The sequence below is a fragment of the Bacillus sp. B15-48 genome (genome assembly GCF_016879755.1).
Taxonomy (GTDB): domain Bacteria; phylum Bacillota; class Bacilli; order Bacillales; family Cytobacillaceae; genus Mesobacillus_B.
In genome coordinates this window covers 1-18,967 of record NZ_WOFU01000015.1, presented here as the reverse complement: position 1 = coordinate 18,967, position 18,967 = coordinate 1, and the positions used below count along the sequence as shown (strand labels likewise).

At 39.2% G+C, this 18,967-nt stretch carries 14 protein-coding genes and 2 pseudogenes; 12 read left to right on the top strand and 4 right to left on the bottom strand.

Annotated features, from left to right (window positions below):
• Positions 1-2: 2 nt before the first annotated feature.
• The 10 genes and pseudogenes from GNT69_RS23285 (at position 3) to GNT69_RS23240 (ending at position 13,190) form a co-directional block, all read left to right on the top strand.
• A complete protein-coding gene (locus GNT69_RS23285; RefSeq protein WP_203557385.1) occupies positions 3-986 on the top strand; it encodes an electron transfer flavoprotein subunit alpha/FixB family protein in 984 nt (327 codons plus the stop codon).
• 78 nt (positions 987-1,064) lie between these two features.
• The gene (locus tag GNT69_RS23280) at positions 1,065-3,143 is read left to right on the top strand and encodes a (Fe-S)-binding protein (protein WP_203557384.1); all 2,079 of its coding nucleotides are present in this window, start codon (positions 1,065-1,067) and stop codon (positions 3,141-3,143) included.
• Between the two features lie 218 nt (positions 3,144-3,361).
• Positions 3,362-4,540 (top strand): acyl-CoA dehydrogenase family protein, encoded by a 1,179-nt coding sequence (locus tag GNT69_RS23275; RefSeq protein WP_203557383.1) that lies wholly within the window; start codon positions 3,362-3,364, stop codon positions 4,538-4,540.
• 126 nt (positions 4,541-4,666) lie between these two features.
• Positions 4,667-5,860, top strand: a complete 1,194-nt coding sequence (locus GNT69_RS23270) for a thiolase family protein (protein ID WP_203557382.1) — start codon at positions 4,667-4,669, stop codon at positions 5,858-5,860.
• 15 nt (positions 5,861-5,875) lie between these two features.
• Positions 5,876-6,727 (top strand): annotated as a pseudogene (locus tag GNT69_RS23265) (3-hydroxyacyl-CoA dehydrogenase family protein).
• A gap of 60 nt (positions 6,728-6,787) precedes the next feature.
• Positions 6,788-7,936, top strand: coding sequence for an acyl-CoA dehydrogenase family protein (locus tag GNT69_RS23260; protein ID WP_203557381.1), 1,149 nt, complete (start codon positions 6,788-6,790; stop codon positions 7,934-7,936).
• A gap of 157 nt (positions 7,937-8,093) precedes the next feature.
• On the top strand, positions 8,094-8,852 hold the full coding sequence (locus tag GNT69_RS23255; protein ID WP_203557380.1) for an SDR family NAD(P)-dependent oxidoreductase: 759 nt from the start codon (positions 8,094-8,096) through the stop codon (positions 8,850-8,852).
• 304 nt (positions 8,853-9,156) lie between these two features.
• Complete coding sequence (locus GNT69_RS23250) at positions 9,157-10,761, top strand: spore germination protein (protein ID WP_203557379.1); 1,605 nt, start codon at positions 9,157-9,159, stop codon at positions 10,759-10,761.
• Positions 10,762-10,788: 27 nt separating this feature from the next.
• Entirely contained in the window at positions 10,789-11,997 is a 1,209-nt protein-coding gene (locus GNT69_RS23245) for a Ger(x)C family spore germination protein (RefSeq protein WP_203557378.1), read from the top strand.
• An 89-nt stretch (positions 11,998-12,086) separates the two neighbouring features.
• Complete coding sequence (locus GNT69_RS23240; protein WP_203557377.1) at positions 12,087-13,190, top strand: GerAB/ArcD/ProY family transporter; 1,104 nt, start codon at positions 12,087-12,089, stop codon at positions 13,188-13,190.
• A gap of 10 nt (positions 13,191-13,200) precedes the next feature.
• Here the strand turns inward: GNT69_RS23240 and GNT69_RS23235 are convergent, their stop codons facing one another.
• Positions 13,201-13,437, bottom strand: coding sequence for a YczF family membrane protein (locus GNT69_RS23235; RefSeq protein WP_203557376.1), 237 nt, complete (start codon positions 13,435-13,437; stop codon positions 13,201-13,203).
• Between the two features lie 195 nt (positions 13,438-13,632).
• The gene (locus GNT69_RS23230; RefSeq protein WP_203557375.1) at positions 13,633-14,904 is read right to left on the bottom strand and encodes an acetyl-CoA hydrolase/transferase family protein; all 1,272 of its coding nucleotides are present in this window, start codon (positions 14,902-14,904) and stop codon (positions 13,633-13,635) included.
• Positions 14,905-15,145: 241 nt separating this feature from the next.
• Between GNT69_RS23230 and GNT69_RS23225 the strand changes: the two genes are divergently transcribed.
• The gene (locus GNT69_RS23225) at positions 15,146-15,925 is read left to right on the top strand and encodes a 2-keto-4-pentenoate hydratase (protein WP_203557374.1); all 780 of its coding nucleotides are present in this window, start codon (positions 15,146-15,148) and stop codon (positions 15,923-15,925) included.
• 219 nt (positions 15,926-16,144) lie between these two features.
• Positions 16,145-16,726, top strand: coding sequence for a hypothetical protein (locus GNT69_RS23220; RefSeq protein ID WP_203557373.1), 582 nt, complete (start codon positions 16,145-16,147; stop codon positions 16,724-16,726).
• Here GNT69_RS23220 and GNT69_RS23215 read toward each other — a convergent pair.
• Complete coding sequence (locus tag GNT69_RS23215) at positions 16,716-18,122, bottom strand: PQQ-dependent sugar dehydrogenase (protein WP_203557372.1); 1,407 nt, start codon at positions 18,120-18,122, stop codon at positions 16,716-16,718. The genes GNT69_RS23220 and GNT69_RS23215 overlap by 11 nt on opposite strands.
• A 557-nt stretch (positions 18,123-18,679) precedes the next feature.
• Positions 18,680-18,967 (bottom strand): annotated as a pseudogene (locus tag GNT69_RS23210) (IS4 family transposase); the annotation flags it as partial.

Below are 18,967 nucleotides of genomic sequence, written 5' to 3'. Positions count from 1 at the left end.
TAATGGGAAGAAAAGTACTAGTTTTAGGTGATATTCGTGACGGAGCTATTAGAAATGTTTCAAATGAAGCCATTGCCGCAGCGCAACTTCTTGCAGATGGCGGTGAGGTAGTAGCAGCCTTATTTGGAGAATCAATCGGTGATGAAAGCTTAAATCTGCTTCACTATGGAGCTGACCGTGTGGTGAAAGTAGAACATCCTGATTTAAAGGTGTACACAACAGACGCCTACCAACAAGCCTTACTTCAAGTATTGGACGCAGAAACGCCTGAAGGGCTAATTATGGGACATACGGCACAAGGGAAAGATTTATCTCCAAGAGTTGCCACAAAGGTAAATGCTGGTCTTGTTTCTGATGTAGTCAATATCGAAATGGATGGTGAAGAGGCCATTTTTACGACGCCGATTTATTCGGGAAAAGCCTTTGAAAAAATCAAAATCAAGGATGGAATGATTATCGCAACGGTCCGTCCTAATAATATTACCCCACTTGAAAAAGATGAAACTCGCTCAGGTGAAGTAACCGCTATTAAAGTGGATATTAAAAATCTTCGGACGATCATTAAAGATATTGTAAAAAAATCGACAGGTGGAATCGATTTAACTGAAGCAAAAATCATTGTTTCTGGTGGTCGAGGAATGAAGGCTCCAGAGAACTTTCAGCTTTTAGAAGAACTTGCCGAGATCGTAGGTGCTGCAGTAGGTGCTTCTCGAGGTGCGTGCGATGCAGGGTATTGCGATTATTCTTTACAAGTCGGCCAGACCGGAAAGGTTGTCACCCCAGATCTTTATATTGCCGTTGGGATTTCAGGAGCGATTCAACATTTAGCAGGGATGTCGAATTCGAAAGTAATTGTAGCGATTAATAAGGATCCAGAAGCACCTATTTTTGATGTAGCCGATTATGGGATTGTTGGCGATTTATTCGAAGTTGTGCCAATGCTAACGGAGGAACTCAAAAAAGCAATGGTTGGCGCAGGGGTCTAAGATTGAGAGTAGCTATGGTAGGAGGAGCATCCTCCTCCTATTATTCAAAAGTTTGTCATCGAAGGGGGATGAAAAAGCATGTTTTCGCTACTGAATTTACTGGCCTTCCTTGCTGTGACTGGATATGCAGTCTATTTATTTATTAATCTTCTTTACACCCGGTATTTGTTTATCAAGCTTGGGAAACAAGCAGAATTTGAACCAAATCTGAAAGAACGAATCAATTTAATTTTAATCAATGGATTTGGGCAGAAAAAATTATTCAAAGACAAGAAAAGTGGTTTGATGCACTTAGTCTTATTTTATGGCTTTTTTATCATCCAAATTGGCCTAATAGAACTCATTATAAAAGGGTTTATTAAAGGGTATGAGTTTCCATTCGGTGATGCACATAAATATTTCAGTCTTTTACAGGAATGGGCGACTTTCCTGATGATGTTGGCTGTCGTATATGGATTTTACCGCCGTTATGGTGAGAAGTTAAAACGTTTGCAATGGAAGCGTGATGGCAAAGCTGCTTTTGTCTATATCGCCTTATTCATGCTAACTTTATCGATTCTACTTACATTAGGTTTTGAAGCGATTATGTTGAATCATGAACCAAATCTTGTATATGCTCCATTCTCTGGTGTGTTTGCGTTGTTGTTCGGCGGAATTGGAGTAACGGCAGGAACGGTGTTGTTCAACGTATTTTGGTGGGTTCATATGGCAGTTGTGTTCACATTCATGGTATTTGTGCCTCAGTCTAAGCAATTTCATGAAATCTTTGCTATGATTAACATCTTTTTCAAGAAAAGTGGACCGGTTGGGAAATTAAGAAAGATTGATTTTGAGGATGAAGGGGCGGAATCCTTTGGGGTTGGGAAGATTGAGGATTTTACCCAGCATCAGTTGATGGACTTATACGCATGTGCTGAATGTGGACGATGCACCAATATGTGTCCGGCTTCAGGAACTGGAAAAGTGTTATCGCCTATGGATCTCATTGTGAAGATGAGGGATCATTTAACAGAAAAAGGAGCGGCGATTACTTCTAGGCAGCCATGGGTACCTGCTTTTGCGTTTAAAAACACTCGGGGAAATCAATTAGCACTAGCGGGAGCTGGAGTCCGAGAATCTGCAGCAACAATCGAAGAAAGTAGCTTAATTGGAGATGTCATTACAGAAGAAGAAATTTGGGCATGTACAACTTGCCGGAACTGTGAAGACCAATGTCCAGTCATGAATGAGCATGTCGATAAAATTATTGATTTACGTCGTTATCTTGTCCTGACTGAAGGGAAAATGAACTCTGATGCTCAGCGCGCGATTACAAATATCGAACGACAAGGGAATCCATGGGGAATTAATAAAAAAGAGCGAGAAAACTGGCGTGAAGGCCGAGAAGATCTTGTCGTTCCGACAGTTAAAGAAATGGAAAAGTCTGGAGAAGAATTTGAATATTTATTCTTCGTTGGTTCGATGGGATCTTATGACAATAGAAGTCAAAAGATCGCGCAGTCATTTGCCCGTGTCATGAATGTAGCAGGGATTAAATTTGCTATTCTCGGGAATAAAGAGAAAAATTCAGGCGATACACCTCGACGGATTGGAAATGAGTTTTTATTCCAGGAATTAGCTACTGCCAATATTGATACTTTTAACAAGCATAATGTGAAGAAAATTGTAACGATTGATCCACATGCCTATAACTCGTTCAAAAATGAATACCCAGAATTCGGTCTTGAGGCTGAAGTCTATCACCATACAGAATTGCTGTACCAATGGATTAAAGAAGGAAGAATCACCTTTACAAAAGAATTGAATGAGGTGATTACGTATCATGACTCTTGTTATTTAGGTCGTTACAATACAGTCTATGATCCGCCTCGTGAAATTTTAAAAGCAATTCCAGGGGTAAAACTAGTTGAAACGGAACGCAACCGTGAAAACGGCATGTGCTGTGGTGCAGGTGGAGGGATGATGTGGACAGAGGAGAACACAGGAACAAGAATTAATGTCGCAAGAACAGAACAGCTTCTTGTTGCAAGTCCAACGATGATTGGTACTGGATGTCCATATTGTTTAACGATGATTAGTGATGGTGTTAAAGCAAAAGAATTGGAAGAATCTGTAGGGAACTTTGATATCGTAGAAATTGTTGAGAAAGCGATGTAACGATCATAGACTTGGTGCTATTTCATGATCTTTTATCCGAACATAATGAATAGGATTCGATTTCTATTTTCGTTAAAAAATCTCAAGTTTGCAAAAATAATTCTTAATTTTGCAAATAATTATCAATTTTGCGAGAATAATTGATTTTCGTGCTTGAATATCAATGTTATTTAGTGGCACGAAACTTGCAATATAAATAATTGATAGGGGGAATAAAAATGTTAAATTTTTCATTCACAGAGGAACAAGAATTTTTTCGTAAGATGTTAAAGGATTTTGCTAAAGAGGAGCTACTACCAAACTATACAAAGTGGGACCGAGAAGGAATCACACCAAAACATTTGTGGAAAAAGTTAGGGGAATTAGGGGTGAATGGACTTCGAATTCCTGTTGAATATGGCGGAAGTGGAGCTGATTGTGTCACGACTGGGATTGCGGCGGAAGAAATTGGACGAGGTGATTTCAATCTTACCTATGCCGTCATGTTGAATGCTTTAATAGGTGAAATTATCAATAAACATGCCCGTGAGGAATTAAAGCAGGAGTGGCTTCCGAAAATTTCCTCAGGAGATCGAATTGTCGGGATTGCGATCACAGAGCCTACTGCCGGAACAGATGCCGGTGGGATTAAAACAACCGCTGTCCGTAAAGGAAGTGCATATATTTTAAATGGTGAAAAATCTGGAATTAGTGTGGCAACAGTAGGAGATGCTTTTCTCGTTTTTGCGAAAACGGATCCTGAGCTAGGAAACCGTGGAATAAGCTGCTTTATCGTTCCTGCAGACCTCCCAGGAGTGGAATGTAAAGGTTATGAGGATATGGGGAATATTGCTATTGGCCGTGGTTCAGTTTATTTAACGGATGTAGAGGTACCAGAGGAGTATATGATTGGCCTTGAAAACAAGGGATTTTCCCAAGTTATGAATGGGTTTGACCTTAGTCGTCTATTAATTGGTCTACAAGCTGTAGGTGCCGCTTCGCAAAGTTTAGATGAGACAATTGAACATGTGAAAATGAGGACTTCCTTTGGCAAGCCTTTAGCAACGTATCAAGGCGTAGCTTTCCCAATTGTTACTCACTATACTCAATTAGAGTTTGTAAAATGGCAGGCGTATCGTGGCCTATGGCTTCGTGATCAAGGCCTAAACCACTCAAAAGAATCCGCTTCTGTCAAATGGCTTGGACCTAAATATGGAGTAGAAGCCATTCATGAATGCTTGTTGTTTAACGGTCACTATGGTTATACGAAGGAAATGGCTCACGAACAACGTTTACGTGATGTTATTGGCCTCGAAATTGGCGATGGAACAGCACAAGCGAATATGATGGTTATCGCAAAGGATATTATCGGGAAAGAATACAAATCGACGGGCAATTTAGTTACTTCAAAAAATTAATGCTGAACATCGGAGAAGAGAAATCGCTTTAGGTATATAAATCGAAATAATTGTTTGAAAATATGTAATAGACTGAATAAAAAGATTGATAGATTTTAAATCGATTCATTTTCATAGGAGGAGCATATGAAACAAGTATATATAGTTGAATCCGTTCGGACAGCTATCGGGAAAATGGGCGGTACGATAAAGGATGTTCAAGCTGATTTTCTTGCAGCAAAGGTGATTGAAGAAGTCGTTAGTAGAGCGAATATCGACAAAAAGGCAGTAGGAGAAGTCATTCTTGGGCAGACAAAACAAACTTCTGATGCACCGAATATTGCCCGACTTGCTGGGCTTCGCGCCGGTCTTCCTATTGATGTTCCAGGGTACACAGTTCAAAGACAATGTGGTTCCGCACTTCAAGCGATTAATAACGGGGCACAACAGATTGCCTGCGGTCTGAATGAGGTAATCGTCGCAGGTGGAGTTGAATCAATGAGTTTAGCACCGTTTTATATTCGAGATGCCCGTTATGGAATCGGTACTGGAAACAATGTGCTTGTTGATTCCAATACGGAAAGTCAGCTACGTTCTCAACCAATTGAAGAGTATGGGAATTTGACGATGGGCTTAACGGCAGAAAACTTAGCCGAACAATATCGTATTTCTCGTGCAGAGCAAGATGAGTTTGCGATGAGAAGTCAACAACTTGCTTATGATGCAATCTCTTCAGGCAAGTTTGAAAAAGAAATTGTCCCTTATGAAGTTCGGGAGCGTAAGAGCGTGAAAACCTTTGCGGTCGATGAACATCCACGCCTCACAAGCATTGAAAAATTAAGCAGTTTAAAACCAGTTTTCAAAGAAAATGGAACGGTTACTGCTGGAAATAGCAGCGGCCGAAATGATGGGGCATCAGCAGTTGTTTTAATGTCTGAAGATGCAGTGAATCAATATGGAGTACAACCAAAAGTGAAAATTGTTTCACAAGCTGTTTCAGGTGTGTCTCCAGAAATCATGGGAATCGGACCGGTTACATCCACTCAACTTGCGTTACAAAGAGCGAATTTAACACTAGAGGACATTGGATTAATAGAGTTAAATGAGGCTTTTGCAGCCCAATCGATTGCAGTTATTAAGGAATTGAATTTGGATTTAAATAAATTGAATGTGAACGGCGGAGCAATTGCACTTGGGCATCCATTAGGGGCAACAGGGGCTATTCTGACGACAAAACTTCTTCATGAAATGGAACGAAGAGGTGTGAAATATGGCTTGGTGACATTATGTATTGGCGGTGGACAAGGAATTACAACTATTTTTGAAAATTGCCAGATCTAATAAGGAGGGGGAAAAATGGTGGTAACAAAGATTGCTGTCATTGGTAGTGGAACAATGGGGCGCGGGATTGCTTATACTGCTGCATTAGCAGGATTTGGAGTAACACTTCAAGATATCTCAGCAGAAGCCCTCGAAAGAGCAAAAGATTTTAACGGGTCTCTTGCGAATTCAAGTGTTGAAAAAGGGTATATCACAAATGAAGAACGGGATTTAGTGCAACAAAATATAACTTATACAACAGGTTTGCAGGAAGCAGTGGAAAGTGCGGATTTGGTCATTGAAGCAATCCTTGAAATTATGGAGTTAAAAATTGAAACATTTAAGAAGATCGAGGAATTTGCTCCAGAGCATGCGATTTTAGCAACAAACACGTCAACGATGAGTCCGACTGAAATTGGAGCTACAACGAAAAAACCAGATCAATTTATTGCGATGCACTTTTTCAATCCCGTTCACCGCATGAAATTAATTGAAATCATTCGCGGGATGGATACTTCTGACAAAACGTATGAGATTGTCCGTCAAGTTTCTGAAAAAATGGGAAAAGAAACAGTTGAGGTCAATGAATTTCCTGGTTTTGTAACAAGCCGAATGAATTGCATTATCGGAAACGAAGCAATGAATATGCTGATGTAAGGTGTCGCATCAGCTGAGGATATTGATAAAGCGATTAAACTTGGTTTAAATCACCCAATGGGTCCACTAGAGATGGCTGATCTCGTTGGATTGGACAGCCGTCTTCGAAATATGGAGTATCTATATCATGCCCTAGGTGAGAAATACCGACCATCTCCATTACTTGTGAAATATGTAAAAGCAGGGAGATTAGGCAGGAAATCGGGACAAGGATTCTATTCTTATAAATAATGAGAATAAAAAAATCGCAAACAAATCACAACGAAATAAAGAATGGAAGGAATGGGATAAATGGTACAAGTTCTAACAAATGATATTAAACAGTTAAAACAAGGAATTCGCGACTTTATTGAGAATGAAGTAGAGCCACATGCAAATTTAATCGAAGAAACGGATGAAATTCCAGAAAGTATTTTGGAGAAATCAAAAGAAATGGGCTTGTTTGCTCTTAGTATTCCCGAAGAGTACGGCGGACTTGGAATTGGAATGGTCGGAAAATGTGCCGTACTAGAGGAAGTCGGCAGAACGATTAATGGTTATACAACGGTCATTGGTGGACATACCGGGATTGGGAGCGTTGGAATTGTAGAAATAGGAAATGAAGCACAAAAGCAGAAATATCTCCCTAAAATGGCGAGTGGGGAAAGCATTGGTGCTTTTGCTTTAACAGAGCCAAGTGCCGGCTCCCATGCCTACAATTTAAAAACAACCGCGGTGAGAAAAGGAGACCGTTACATCTTAAACGGCTCTAAGCATTATATTACCAATGCCGGACTTGCAGATGTGTTCACGGTGATGGCGGTTACAGATTCTTCTAAAGGACCAAAAGGAATTACGTCTTTTATCGTTGAAAAGGATTTCCCAGGATTTAAGTTAGGAAGTAAAGAAAAGAAAATGGGTCTTCATGGTTCACACACATATGAGATTTTCTTCGAGGATTGCGAAGTTCCAGTCGAGAATGTGTTAGGTGAAGAAGGACAAGGGTATGTTAATGCCTTAAAAATATTAGCAAACGGTCGTGCAGCAATGGCAGCAAGAAACCTTGGATCTGCTGATAAATTATTAGACATGTCGCTTGAATTTGCTCATATGCGCGTTCAGTTTGGCAAACCAATTTTTGAGCAACAGATTATTCAACACTATTTAGCTGAAATGGCAACGGAAATTGAAGCGCTTCGTGCTCTTACTTACCATGTGGCAAATCTTGTTGATGAAGGCAAAAATGTCATTAAAGAAGCAGCGATGGTCAAATTACTCGGTTCAGAAACATACGGTCGTGTCGCAGATAAAGCCGTTCAAATTCATGGTGGAATGGGTTATATTTCGGAGTATCCAATTGAACGTTATTACCGCGATGCTCGAATCACGAGAATATACGAAGGAACATCTGAAATTCAAAAGAATATTATCGCTGCTCAATTACATCGGAAATTTTCATAAAAGAAGTCGACAATTTTAAGAGATATTTTTAGCTTGTGATTTTAGCCATTAGAAAAATCAATCAGGTTCCGCGTGACTAACCATCAGTGGGGAATGAAGAACCCCCCTCTGATGGAAGTTTCGCTTTATATAAATCTAGTAAATGAGGAGAGGTCTTTTGCGACTTAAAGATAAAGTTTCCTTTGTAACTGGTGCTGGTGGCCCAATGGGGGAGGCGATTGCACTGCGTCTTGCTGAAGAGGGTGCCAAAATCGTTATTACAGATATTTCTGAAAACAGGTTAAATCAAACAGAAGAAAAACTACTAGAATTTATGGATGCTGATCAAATTTTAGCTATAAGAGCAAATGTGCTGGATTTTGATGAAGTAAAAAAAGTAGTTGAAGAAGCGAATAATCGATTTACGAGGATTGATATTTTAGTAAATGTTGTTGGTGGAATCCGTGATACAACGATGATTAAACCACTTTTTGATATAGATGGAGAACGCTGGGATCATACGATGGAACTTAATTTAAAGGGAACTTTTAATTGTACAAAATTAGTGGCACAAAAGATGCTGCAAAATGGGTACGGAAAAATCGTCAACATTTCTACCATTCATTTTGACGGTGAAAAAGGGTACGCAGATTACGGGGCTGCGAAGGCGGGAGTAGCCTCATTTACGAAAACAGCTGCAAAGGAATTAAGTCCATCTATTAATGTGAATTGTATTGCACCGGGCTTAATTCAAACTTCAATCGTTGACAGAATGGACAATGAAACCCTTGAAGAATATCGTAAAAAGACATTATTAGGTCGGTTAGGCAAACCAATTGATATCGCCAATGCTACTTTGTTTTTAGTCAGTGATGAGTCGGCCTATATCACAGGACATATCCTACCCGTTTCAGGTGGCGTTTGGCCGTCACTGTGACGCCCCGAATTTTCTTGTTCCACGGAAATGTTCCACGGGCAAGGTGTGAAAAATGGGAACAATCTATTATGGATTGTTCCTATTTTTTTTACGCAAAAAGAGTTTTCACTCTCTAATATTTAAATTTAGGTTCTTGGCAAAACATCACCACCATCGATATTCATCGAATTCTTTCTATTAGCTGAATAGGAGAAGATGACATTTTCGGGTGAATATTCCATCTTATATGAATTATAAACTGGAAAATAAGTATACTAATGGACGAAGAAATGCATCGATGCCTTATCTACTTGGAGTGTTAAATATGATGTTTGGATGGAAAAGCCGGTTAAAAATAGGGGGAAAAAGAAAACGATCAGCGCTAAATAAAGAAACAAAAATCACCTCTAAAAACCAGGAGATCAGTGAAAATTTAAGTGACAACCTTAATGATATTAAAGAAGCATTCGGCAATAGTGGTGACTTAGCTATTCGTGAATTTAAAATGGGGAAACCTTCTCTCCATAAAGTGGCGATTATTTATATTAATGGGTTAGCAGATAAGGAGCTCATTGGTCGTTCGATTATCGAAAGACTAATGAGAAACATTAGTGATTCTGAAACTGTTAACCCTCCGTCACCGAGCGAATTATTTACATACATAAAAGATAATATCTTAACAGTTGGAACAGTTGAGGACATATTGGACTGGAATAAACTTTTGTCGTCCCTATTATCTGGGCAAACCATTCTTCTAATTAATGGTTCCAAGCAAGCCATTAGTTGTTTTGTACAAGGTGGCGAGAAAAGAGCGATTGCAGAACCTTCAGGAGAACCTGCTGTTCGTGGGCCTAAAAATAGCTTCACAGAAGCGCTTATTACGAATACAGCTATGGTTCGTCAACGAATTAAAAGCCCGAATCTATGGATGGAAACGATGAAGCTTGGAAACATCACGCAAACAGATATTGCCATTATGTACGTTAATGGGATTGTTAATAACGACCTTCTCACCGAAGTCAAAGAGAGACTAGGTAAAATCGAAGCTGATGAAATTGATGGTGCCAATACAGTTGAAGAATGGATTACCGATAACAGATGGACCATTTGGCCCACTGTACTTGTAACAGAACGTCCGGATATTGTGGCCGGAGATTTAATGGAAGGGCGAGTTGCTATTTTTGTAGATGGTACACCAGAACCGTTAATTTTGCCAGCCACATGGACCCAATTTTTCCAATCGGCTGAAGATTATCATATCAATTGGATCATTGCTAGTTTTTGGCGATTGCTAAGAATCGTTGCACTCTTAATCGCGATCATTGGACCGGCTCTTTTTGTTGCCTTTCTCTCGTACCACCCAGAATTGATTCCGACTCCTTTATTGATTAATCTAGCAGCACAGCGACAAGGAATTCCATTTCCAATCTTTATAGAAGCCTTGTTAATGGAATTTACATTTGAAGTGTTACGCGAAGCTGGCGTTCGCTTGCCACGGCCAGTTGGGCAGGCTGTTTCCATCGTTGGTGCACTTGTTATCGGACAAGCAGCTGTTGAAGCAGGAATTGTTTCAAGTGCTATGGTCATTGTCGTAGCAGGGACAGCGATTGCTAGTTTTACGATTCCACTTAATCAGATGATGAATGCTGCGCGTTTAATCCGGTTTATTATGATGATTTTTGCAGCTTCTTTCGGGCTATACGGGCTTGGGATTGCCGTCATTTTATTAGTCGCCCATACTTGCAGCATCCGTTCTTTTGGGATTCCTTATTTAGCTCCTTTTGCCCCACTTATTTTAGCTGATTGGAAGGATACCATCATTCGTTTGCCAAGACCGTTATTGTCAAAGCGCCCTCGCTTAATTAGTCAAATGAAAACAAAGAGGACAGATCAGACTCAGGAGCATGGACCTTCACCAAGAGGAAAATAAAGGACAACGAATGAAAGTAGGAATCATATGAAGCATAAACTATCTCTCATGTTTTTTCTGATCCTATCTGTCATTGTACTTTCAGGCTGCTGGGATCGGAAAGAATTACAAGATATCGATATCGTAAGTGCAATTGGTATTGATAAAGGCTCCGATGATGTCGAAAACAGATTAAGCGTCACCGTTCAAGTGATAAATGAAGGGCTAATAGGTGGTGGATCACAGCAAGCAGGAAAGGTGGAAGGGACTCCTGTTTCGAGTTATACGGCTTCAGGTAGTACAGTTGCGGAGGCCCTCCAAAAAATTGCGCCAAAATTACCTCAGGAACTTTTTTTTCCTCATGTCCAATTAATAGTGATTGGGGAGGAATTGGCAAAGCAAGAGGGCATTCAAGACTTATTTGACTGGATTGAACGTGATCCCCAATTCCGGACCCTTTTTCCAATTTTAATTGTTAGAGACAACAGAGCAAAGGATGCTCTTCAAATTTTGACCCCTTTAGAACCTATTCCTGCTGGTAAAATTGCTGGCGGCTTAGAGGCCACCCAAAAAACATGGGGAAACTTTGCGATTACCCGTGCTGATAAAGTCATTCAACAATTGAGTGGAGAAGTGGCACAACTAATGGGGATTCAGATAACTGGTGATCTAAAAGAAGGGAATAAGTTAACAAATGTCCAACAAATCTCACCTCAGGCAGAAATTGAAATAAAAGGACTGTCTATTTTAAAAAATGGAAAACTCGTTAAATGGCTGGATTTGGAAGAGTTTCGTGGTGTTACATGGATTAATAATGAAATGAAAAAAACGGTTATAAATCTTGATTGTAAAAACAAAAAGAAGGGCTTAGCCGTTGATATAGTGCGTTCCAAAAGAAAACTTAACGTTCAAATAAAAAATAATAAACCGGTTATTCATCTTACAATACGGTCTGAAAGTCATATTTCAGAAGTTCAATGTCCAATCGATTTAAATAAACATGAAACGATTCAAGAACTTGAAAAACAGCTGGAGGAGGCAATGAAAGAGGAAATCATGTTGGCGCTAGAAACCGCCAAAGAACAAAAAACTGATATTTTTCGTTTCGGTGAAGCTATTAACCGTGAAGATCCTCAATTGTGGAAAGAAATAAAGGAGAAATGGAATGATGAAATTTTCCCCGAAACAAAAGTTACAGTGGACGTGAAAGCTTTTATTCGCCGATCTGGTCTACGAACAAAACCATATGTAATGTGAACCTTTCATAGGTGGTGTTCGTTTTCCCCTTTATAACCACCTATTTATTTTTAAAAGGGACTAACTTCTAAAAAAGGGGCTAAGCTGCGATGGAGAAAGCCAAAATTAGTGTCATACAATTATTTGCTCTCATCGTTCTGTTTGAACTTGGGAGCGCCCTTGTCGTAAACCTAGGCATTGGTGCTAAAAAAGACGCCTGGCTAGCGATTCTTTTAGGAATGTTAGTAGGAATCGTCTTATTTTTCATCTATTACTTTTTATTTCGCCAATATCCAAACGTGCCGTTTACCGGGTACGCCAGAGAAATATTCGGAAAATACGTTGGATGGATAATTGGTCTATTTTACGTCATCTTCTTTGTGTATTCTGCGTCCCGAAATGTGCGTTACTTCGGTGATTTACTGCTTTCATCGACAATGCCAGAAACACCGTTATTAGCTCTCAATATCTTATTTGTTCTTACCATTTGTTATGTCCTTTATCTAGGGTTTGAAGTATTTGCACGGACGTCAGAAGTATTGATTGTTGTGTTGATTGTATTCGGATTAATAGGAAATGTTTTTGTGTTTTTTTCAGGAAATGTCGATCTTAATCATTTGCGGCCATTTCTCGAAGATGGATGGAAGCCAATCCTAACAACTGTCTTTCCACTTTTATCTGTGTTTCCTTTTGGAGAGTTGATTGTCTTTGCGATGCTGCTCCCTTATTTAAATCGCCCCGAATTAGCGAAGAAAGTATCGCTGTCTGCCATTATTACAAGTGGGCTTGTCTTAAGCTGGACAATGGGGTTAAATATCTCCGTTCTAGGTATTGAAGATGTGGAGAGGTCAACTTTCCCTTTGTTATCAACGATCGGAAAAGTCAACCTTTTTGAGTTTATCCAACGACTGGATGCAATTGTTGTCTTTACTTTTCTAATTACAATGTTTTTCAAAACATCCATCTATTTCTATGTTGCCTTAATTGGAATCGTCGATTTGTTTAAGTTAAAAAACCATCAACCGATGGTTTTACCAGTTGGAGTTATTCTCATCCTGGTATCGATGCTTATGGCCTCAAATTATACAGAACATACGGAAGAAAGTCGCAACATTGAACCCTATTTCCTCGATCTTCCAATTATGGTGATTATTCCGTTGCTCATGCTGTTCGTTACGCTCATTCGGAATCGGTTCAAACAGAAAGGGAACTAGAGCTATTTGCTCAGGACGATCCCTTTTGTTTGTTTGCTTTATTTTTCACACTAAACATCAGTTGTTGACCAATTGTCAGAAAAAAAATAAAGGCTAACATGATTATCTCTCCGGTTTCAATGACCCAAAATGGGCTAAATAAATTGAATAGGGCTTGATAGAAGGTAAAACCTAACATAATGTCCATGAACAAACAAAGGAACATCGTTAATAAAAAAATCAATAGACAAATTCCTAAAGCTTTCATCAATTTTTCTCCTTATTAGTATGATGTAGAGATAGTATTTGCAACAAGTGGGAGCTTTAACAGAGGAAGTGACGCCCCGAATTTTCTTGTTTCACGGAAATGTTCCACGGGCAAGGTGTGAAAAATGGGAACAATCTATTATCGATTGTTCCCATTTTTTTGCGTTCAGTGGAAGTCACTGTTCGTATTAGAATTTTAATAGATAAACCCAAGTTTTTTCGCTTCAAATCGCAGTTCATCGCGGAAGTTTGGATGAGCGAGTTTGATTAAGTCTTCTGTTCGCTGCGAAATGCTTTTTCCTTTTAAACGGGAAATTCCATATTCGGTGACGACATAATCGATATCATTTTTTGAAGTTGTTACAACTGAGCCTGGGGCTAACATAGGTCTGATTCTAGAAATCGTACCGTTTTTTGCGGTCGAATGCATACAAATAAAACCTTTGCCATTTTTAGAGAATTGAACGCCAGTACCAAAATCGGCTTGACCTCCAGTTGAACTATAATATTTTCCGGCAACCGTTTCTGATGCACATTGACCGTAAAAGTCAATTTCAGTAGTTGCGTTTATCGTCGTCATCTGATCTTCTCTAGCAATCACTCGCGGATCGTTTACATAATGAACCGGTAACATTTCAATCTGATCATTATCGTCCATAAAGTCGTATAAATCCTTCGAACCTAAAGCAAAACTAGCAACGATTTTTCCAATATGGGTGTTTTTTTCCATCCCGGTGACGATCCCTGCTTTAGCGAGCTCGGCAATTCCATCTGTTAACATTTCGGTATGAATACCTAGATTCCGATGATTTTTTAATAAGCTAGCAACCGCGTTCGGAATCCCGCCGATTCCAACTTGTAAAGTGGAGCCGTCATTAATGCGTTCCGCAATATATTCGGCAATTTTCATATCTGTTTCGGTAATTGGTGGCGATTGAATTTCAACTAGGGGAGCGTCATGATGTATAAAGCCTAAAATTTGCGACAGATGAATGCGAGTTTCACCATGTGTATGCGGCATAAATTTGTTGACCTGTAAAATAAAAGGGACTTTTCCGATAAAATAGGCAGCATAATCAGCCTCGGTTCCAAGTGTGAAAAAACCTTCATTATCCATTGGTGAGGCTTGGCAAATAACGAACGGTTTTTTCGTCGTTTTTTCAAGCAGCATCGGCATTTGGTGAAAATGGTTTGGAACTAACTCACATGTTCCATTTGAAAATGCCTGTCGGGCAAAAGCATTCATGAAATAGGAAAAATACTGAATATGCGGATATTGCCCATGCATGTAATTTCTGTCTCTCAATTCAAACATTTGATGAATCCTTAAAGCCGTAAAATGGTGTGGGTTTTCATCAATTGCGGATAAGATTATATCCGGTTCTCCATTTCCAAGAGGAATGATCAGATCAGCATCGTCTTCGATTAAATTAAGAATGTCATGAAGGCTTTTTTCTTTTCTATTCATACGAGTGGTCCTTTCCAAGTTAATCATGTTTTAATTATAGCGTATAGAGCAATCTTATGAACAGAAACAATCTATATAAAGACAAGCCAAGTCATCGTGTTGGCGATGATTCGTAAAAGAATACGATCGTTAATTGTCAAAAATCCTTTAAAATTTTCCGAATATACAATAAAATAAATCATGAACAGAGATTCTAGTAATCAAAAGAGTTTTCTAACAAACGTTTAGGGGGAATTTTTAAATGGCAACTGAAAAGATTGAAACATTAGCGGAGCTTTTATGGCAAGCAGAACTGTCAGGAGAAAGTATTCAAGCTTTAACAGAACGTGAACCACAACTAAGTATTGAAGAAGCCTATCAAGTACAGTTACATAATATTGATAAAAAAGTAAAGCAAGGTCAAAAAATAATTGGGAAAAAAATTGGTTTAACTTCGTTAGCAATGCAACAATTGCTAGGAGTCGATCAACCTGATTATGGAATTTTACTAGATGGGATGTTAGTAGAAAATGAAGGCCAAGTTCCGTTTTCACGCGTCATGCAACCGAAGGTAGAAGGGGAAATCGCGTTTGTTCTCAAGGAAGATCTAGTGGGCCCAAATGTGACAACAGAAGATGTCTTACGTGCGACCGATTATGTTTTGCCATCGATTGAAATTGTCGATAGCCGCGTAAAAGATTGGAAAATCAAACTTCCGGATACGATTGCCGATAATGCCTCATGTGGGTTATTTTTAGTTGGAAATCAACCTTTCTATCTTTCAGATGTTGATTTAAAGAAGGTCAGCATGACTCTCGAGAAAAATGGGGAAGTAATCAATTCAGGTGTCGGTGAAGCGGTGTTAGGGGATCCAGCACTCGCTGTTGCATGGCTTGCCAACAAGCTGCATGAATTTGGTATTACTTTAAAAGCAGGCGAAGTGATTTTATCAGGAGCGCTGTCAGCGGCGGTTTCAGCAGAGCCGAATGATGTGTTCGCGATGAAATTCGATACACTTGGCGAAGTTCGTGTTCGTTTTTAATTTATTTAGTAGCTAGAAAAAGAAGCTTCAAATGGATGTAGGGGCTTTAATGTTTGTGTTTGACTTATTATGACAGTGCGGTTCTTAAACGGGTTTTCCATTGAGAGTTTGGAAAAACGTAAGAACCGCCTTTTGTCTTTCGTGTATTTTAATCATGGTTCCACTTCCAATCAATCATTAATATGTTGTATTGAAAAATGTTTTGATTGAGGTGGGCCGGTGTATTTTTTAAAATCAATTTCAGAGGATGTTCAACGCGCTCAAATAAAGTTTCGTAAACATACAAAAGTGAAAAAACTTGTTTTAGGTGCTTTTCTCGCCTGTATCGCTACGATCTTGCAAGGAGCAGGGGAGGTTTTACCGGGAATCGGTTACATGATTAGCCCCCTTGCCAGTTTACCGATTTTGATTGGTGCGATGTTTTTCATTCAAATGGGTGCAATGGCTTATTTTCTTACGATTTTGTTGCTATTCATTCTGTTTCCAAGTGAACTCATCATTTTTCCTTTTACAACTGGGTTGTTAGCGCTTGGAATCGGCGTAGGTTTTTCTTATGTCAAGAAGAGAGTCTCGATTATTTCGATTGGTGCCATTTTCTTAACGATGGGAATTTTCGGTCTCCTATATATTTTCCAGTTTCCTGTTCTTGGCCCATTCGGATTAAATTCCTTTTCATTCCTTAGTGCGACTAGCATTTTTTCCTTTTCATTCCTTTATAGCTGGCTTTGGGTTGAGCTGGCCCGATTCTTTTTTAATAAAATAAAGGTGAGATCAATTAGTTCAAAAAGAATCATGGAATGATTTCAAAGACAGTTCCTTTGTTAAAGTCAGTTACATTTATAGATCCATGAACCCCTAAAAATAATCTAGTTTGATGCAAATCAGTTCCCAAGCTAACATAATAAGCAGATTCCGACCCAAAATCATAATCGGTTTTAATAACAGTATAATCATTCGTTTGACCATCTGGCCTGTACCTCGTATAAGCGAGTACTCCCCTAGTTAGAGCTTGAGAATCGTCCTTCCGGGCAAAATCCGTAAAGACAACACTGCCTGTTAAATCGGGAATTGCCCTCCCCATATAAGCTTGCACTCCTGTAAGTGCAGTTCCTGCAAACTTATCGGGGCGGGGATCTTTATGGAAATAACTGGTTAAAGGTGTGAGCCGCCCTGATGAAGTTTTTACTGCTTCATCGTAAAAAGCAATCGTTTTCTCGTCTAAACTCGGATGGTCGCTGCACTCCGTTATGAGCTGGGTTGGAAACGCACCTTCCCATCCTCGCCAGCCAAGGTCAATCAAACCAGACAGTCGATTGTTTCTTAAAGAAGCTTGGATGAGCTGAGGAACAGGGATCGGCTGATAATGAACGAATGAAAAAACGGCCTCGACCAACCCCTGTCCGACATTCCCTACGTATTTGATATACTGGTTATAATACCGTTGAAATGAAATGCCTGTTGGATTTCGCACCCCTTTAACGGTTACTGTTAGTGTTTCCTGAATCGGCACGGGAAGTTCATCGAAACGTGTGACGGCAGGTGGATTCGGAATCAATGTATTTATAGCAACATCGATTTCAATAATTTTACCGGCCATTTCCAGATGATCCTGACTTAAATTAAATGGATCATAGCCTGATCCGCCATCGCCGGTTGTTAAAATTAGTTTTCCTGTTTCAGGGGAAAAGTTTAAGCTATTGACCCCGTTATGGTTAAAAAACGGTCTTCTTAGGTTGAGCAATGTTCGTCGTTTTTGATGATGACCGTTCGCTTGGAAAATCCATTCTTCGACTGTATCAATATGATCATACTGCGTTTCTCGATGATTCCACTGGAGGTTTAACGTTTCCGGATCGCATGGATCAGGCTCAAAAGAATCAGGGAGAGCACCTGGTCCTTCTGTCCCCGCGACTGAATAATGAAGGTAAAACAGACCGTTAGAATAAAAAAGGGGATGAAACGCGAGCCCTAGCAATCCCCGTTCATCATAGCCACCCGAAGAACCAAGTTTTATGACGTGCGAGCGAATGTCTAAAAATGTTCTTAAACGTCCATTTTCTATGTAAAACATCTCGCCAACCTGAGTGGCAATAAATAATTTTTCCATTGTGTCACCTGGAAGAATCGTTGTTTTTAAAACTGTCGGTAAATTAATCTGATCTACAAGCGGCCGGAGGCGAACTTTTGTTTTTTTCAATAAACTCTACATCCCTTCTTATTGTTTTCTTTTATAAAGAATATGGGAAGAGCCATTTTGTTAGTACGATTTGATTATTTTCGGTGTGGAGGAAAGTTCCCAAACTTTTCGTGTATGTTATTTAAAACAGTCTTTGTAAAAAGTATAGTCTGTCATTAGCTGCGGATCTCATTTTTAATGTTGCTAAGTTACATATAATGTTTGTCAAAAAAATTTTAAGATTTATACGTTACTTTGACATAAAGGTCTTACCTAGGGAAGGTGAATAGGGTCTATACTTATAGATACAATCTATAATATTAATAGACTTATAAACACTACAGTTCTTTTTGGATAAAAGATCCCCCCGTTTTTTCCACGTTTGTTAAGTAAAACTAGATAAAAAGAATGTCTTGTAATCTTTCAAGTGAAATTCATCACAAAGGTAAAGGGTCTAACTCCATATCCATCAAGTTAACTTGAAAGTAAAGGGAAATGGGCTAATATTTTTGGGCTTAACCTGAAAATAGGCATACTCAAATAAGCCTTATCATTAAATTTTTTTAAACGTAATAGGATTAAGCTGATCCCTTGGTAGGCTTCCCGATTGTCCTTTCATAGGAAACTTTCATTATATCAAATACAGTCAGCTTCTTTTTCCTATGACTTTTTTTCCCGTTTTTCTCTATCTGGGAATAGATCCTGTTTAGAATATCTAGGATGGAAGTCGTACTGAAGCTTATCGCTTCAAACAGCGTTGGAATAAACTCCATGATGATTGAAATGGACTTGTATTCACTCGTTTCTCTTTTCTTTTTTCTCAGTAGATACTCCCTTGCCTGAAAGGCGATTGTCGAACTAATCAA

Excerpts from the sequence above, each read along its gene's own strand:
- GNT69_RS23230 (WP_203557375.1), bottom strand. The coding sequence starts at position 14,904 with ATGAATAGAAAAGAAAAAAGCCTTCATGACATTCTTAATTTAATCGAA.
- GNT69_RS23240 (WP_203557377.1), top strand. The coding sequence starts at position 12,087 with ATGGAGAAAGCCAAAATTAGTGTCATACAATTATTTGCTCTCATCGTT.
- GNT69_RS23235 (WP_203557376.1), bottom strand. The coding sequence starts at position 13,437 with ATGAAAGCTTTAGGAATTTGTCTATTGATTTTTTTATTAACGATGTTC.
- GNT69_RS23280 (WP_203557384.1), top strand. The coding sequence starts at position 1,065 with ATGTTTTCGCTACTGAATTTACTGGCCTTCCTTGCTGTGACTGGATAT.
- GNT69_RS23225 (WP_203557374.1), top strand. The coding sequence starts at position 15,146 with ATGGCAACTGAAAAGATTGAAACATTAGCGGAGCTTTTATGGCAAGCA.
- GNT69_RS23270 (WP_203557382.1), top strand. The coding sequence starts at position 4,667 with ATGAAACAAGTATATATAGTTGAATCCGTTCGGACAGCTATCGGGAAA.
- GNT69_RS23245 (WP_203557378.1), top strand. The coding sequence starts at position 10,789 with ATGAAGCATAAACTATCTCTCATGTTTTTTCTGATCCTATCTGTCATT.
- GNT69_RS23260 (WP_203557381.1), top strand. The coding sequence starts at position 6,788 with ATGGTACAAGTTCTAACAAATGATATTAAACAGTTAAAACAAGGAATT.
- GNT69_RS23250 (WP_203557379.1), top strand. The coding sequence starts at position 9,157 with ATGATGTTTGGATGGAAAAGCCGGTTAAAAATAGGGGGAAAAAGAAAA.
- GNT69_RS23275 (WP_203557383.1), top strand. The coding sequence starts at position 3,362 with ATGTTAAATTTTTCATTCACAGAGGAACAAGAATTTTTTCGTAAGATG.
- GNT69_RS23285 (WP_203557385.1), top strand. The coding sequence starts at position 3 with ATGGGAAGAAAAGTACTAGTTTTAGGTGATATTCGTGACGGAGCTATT.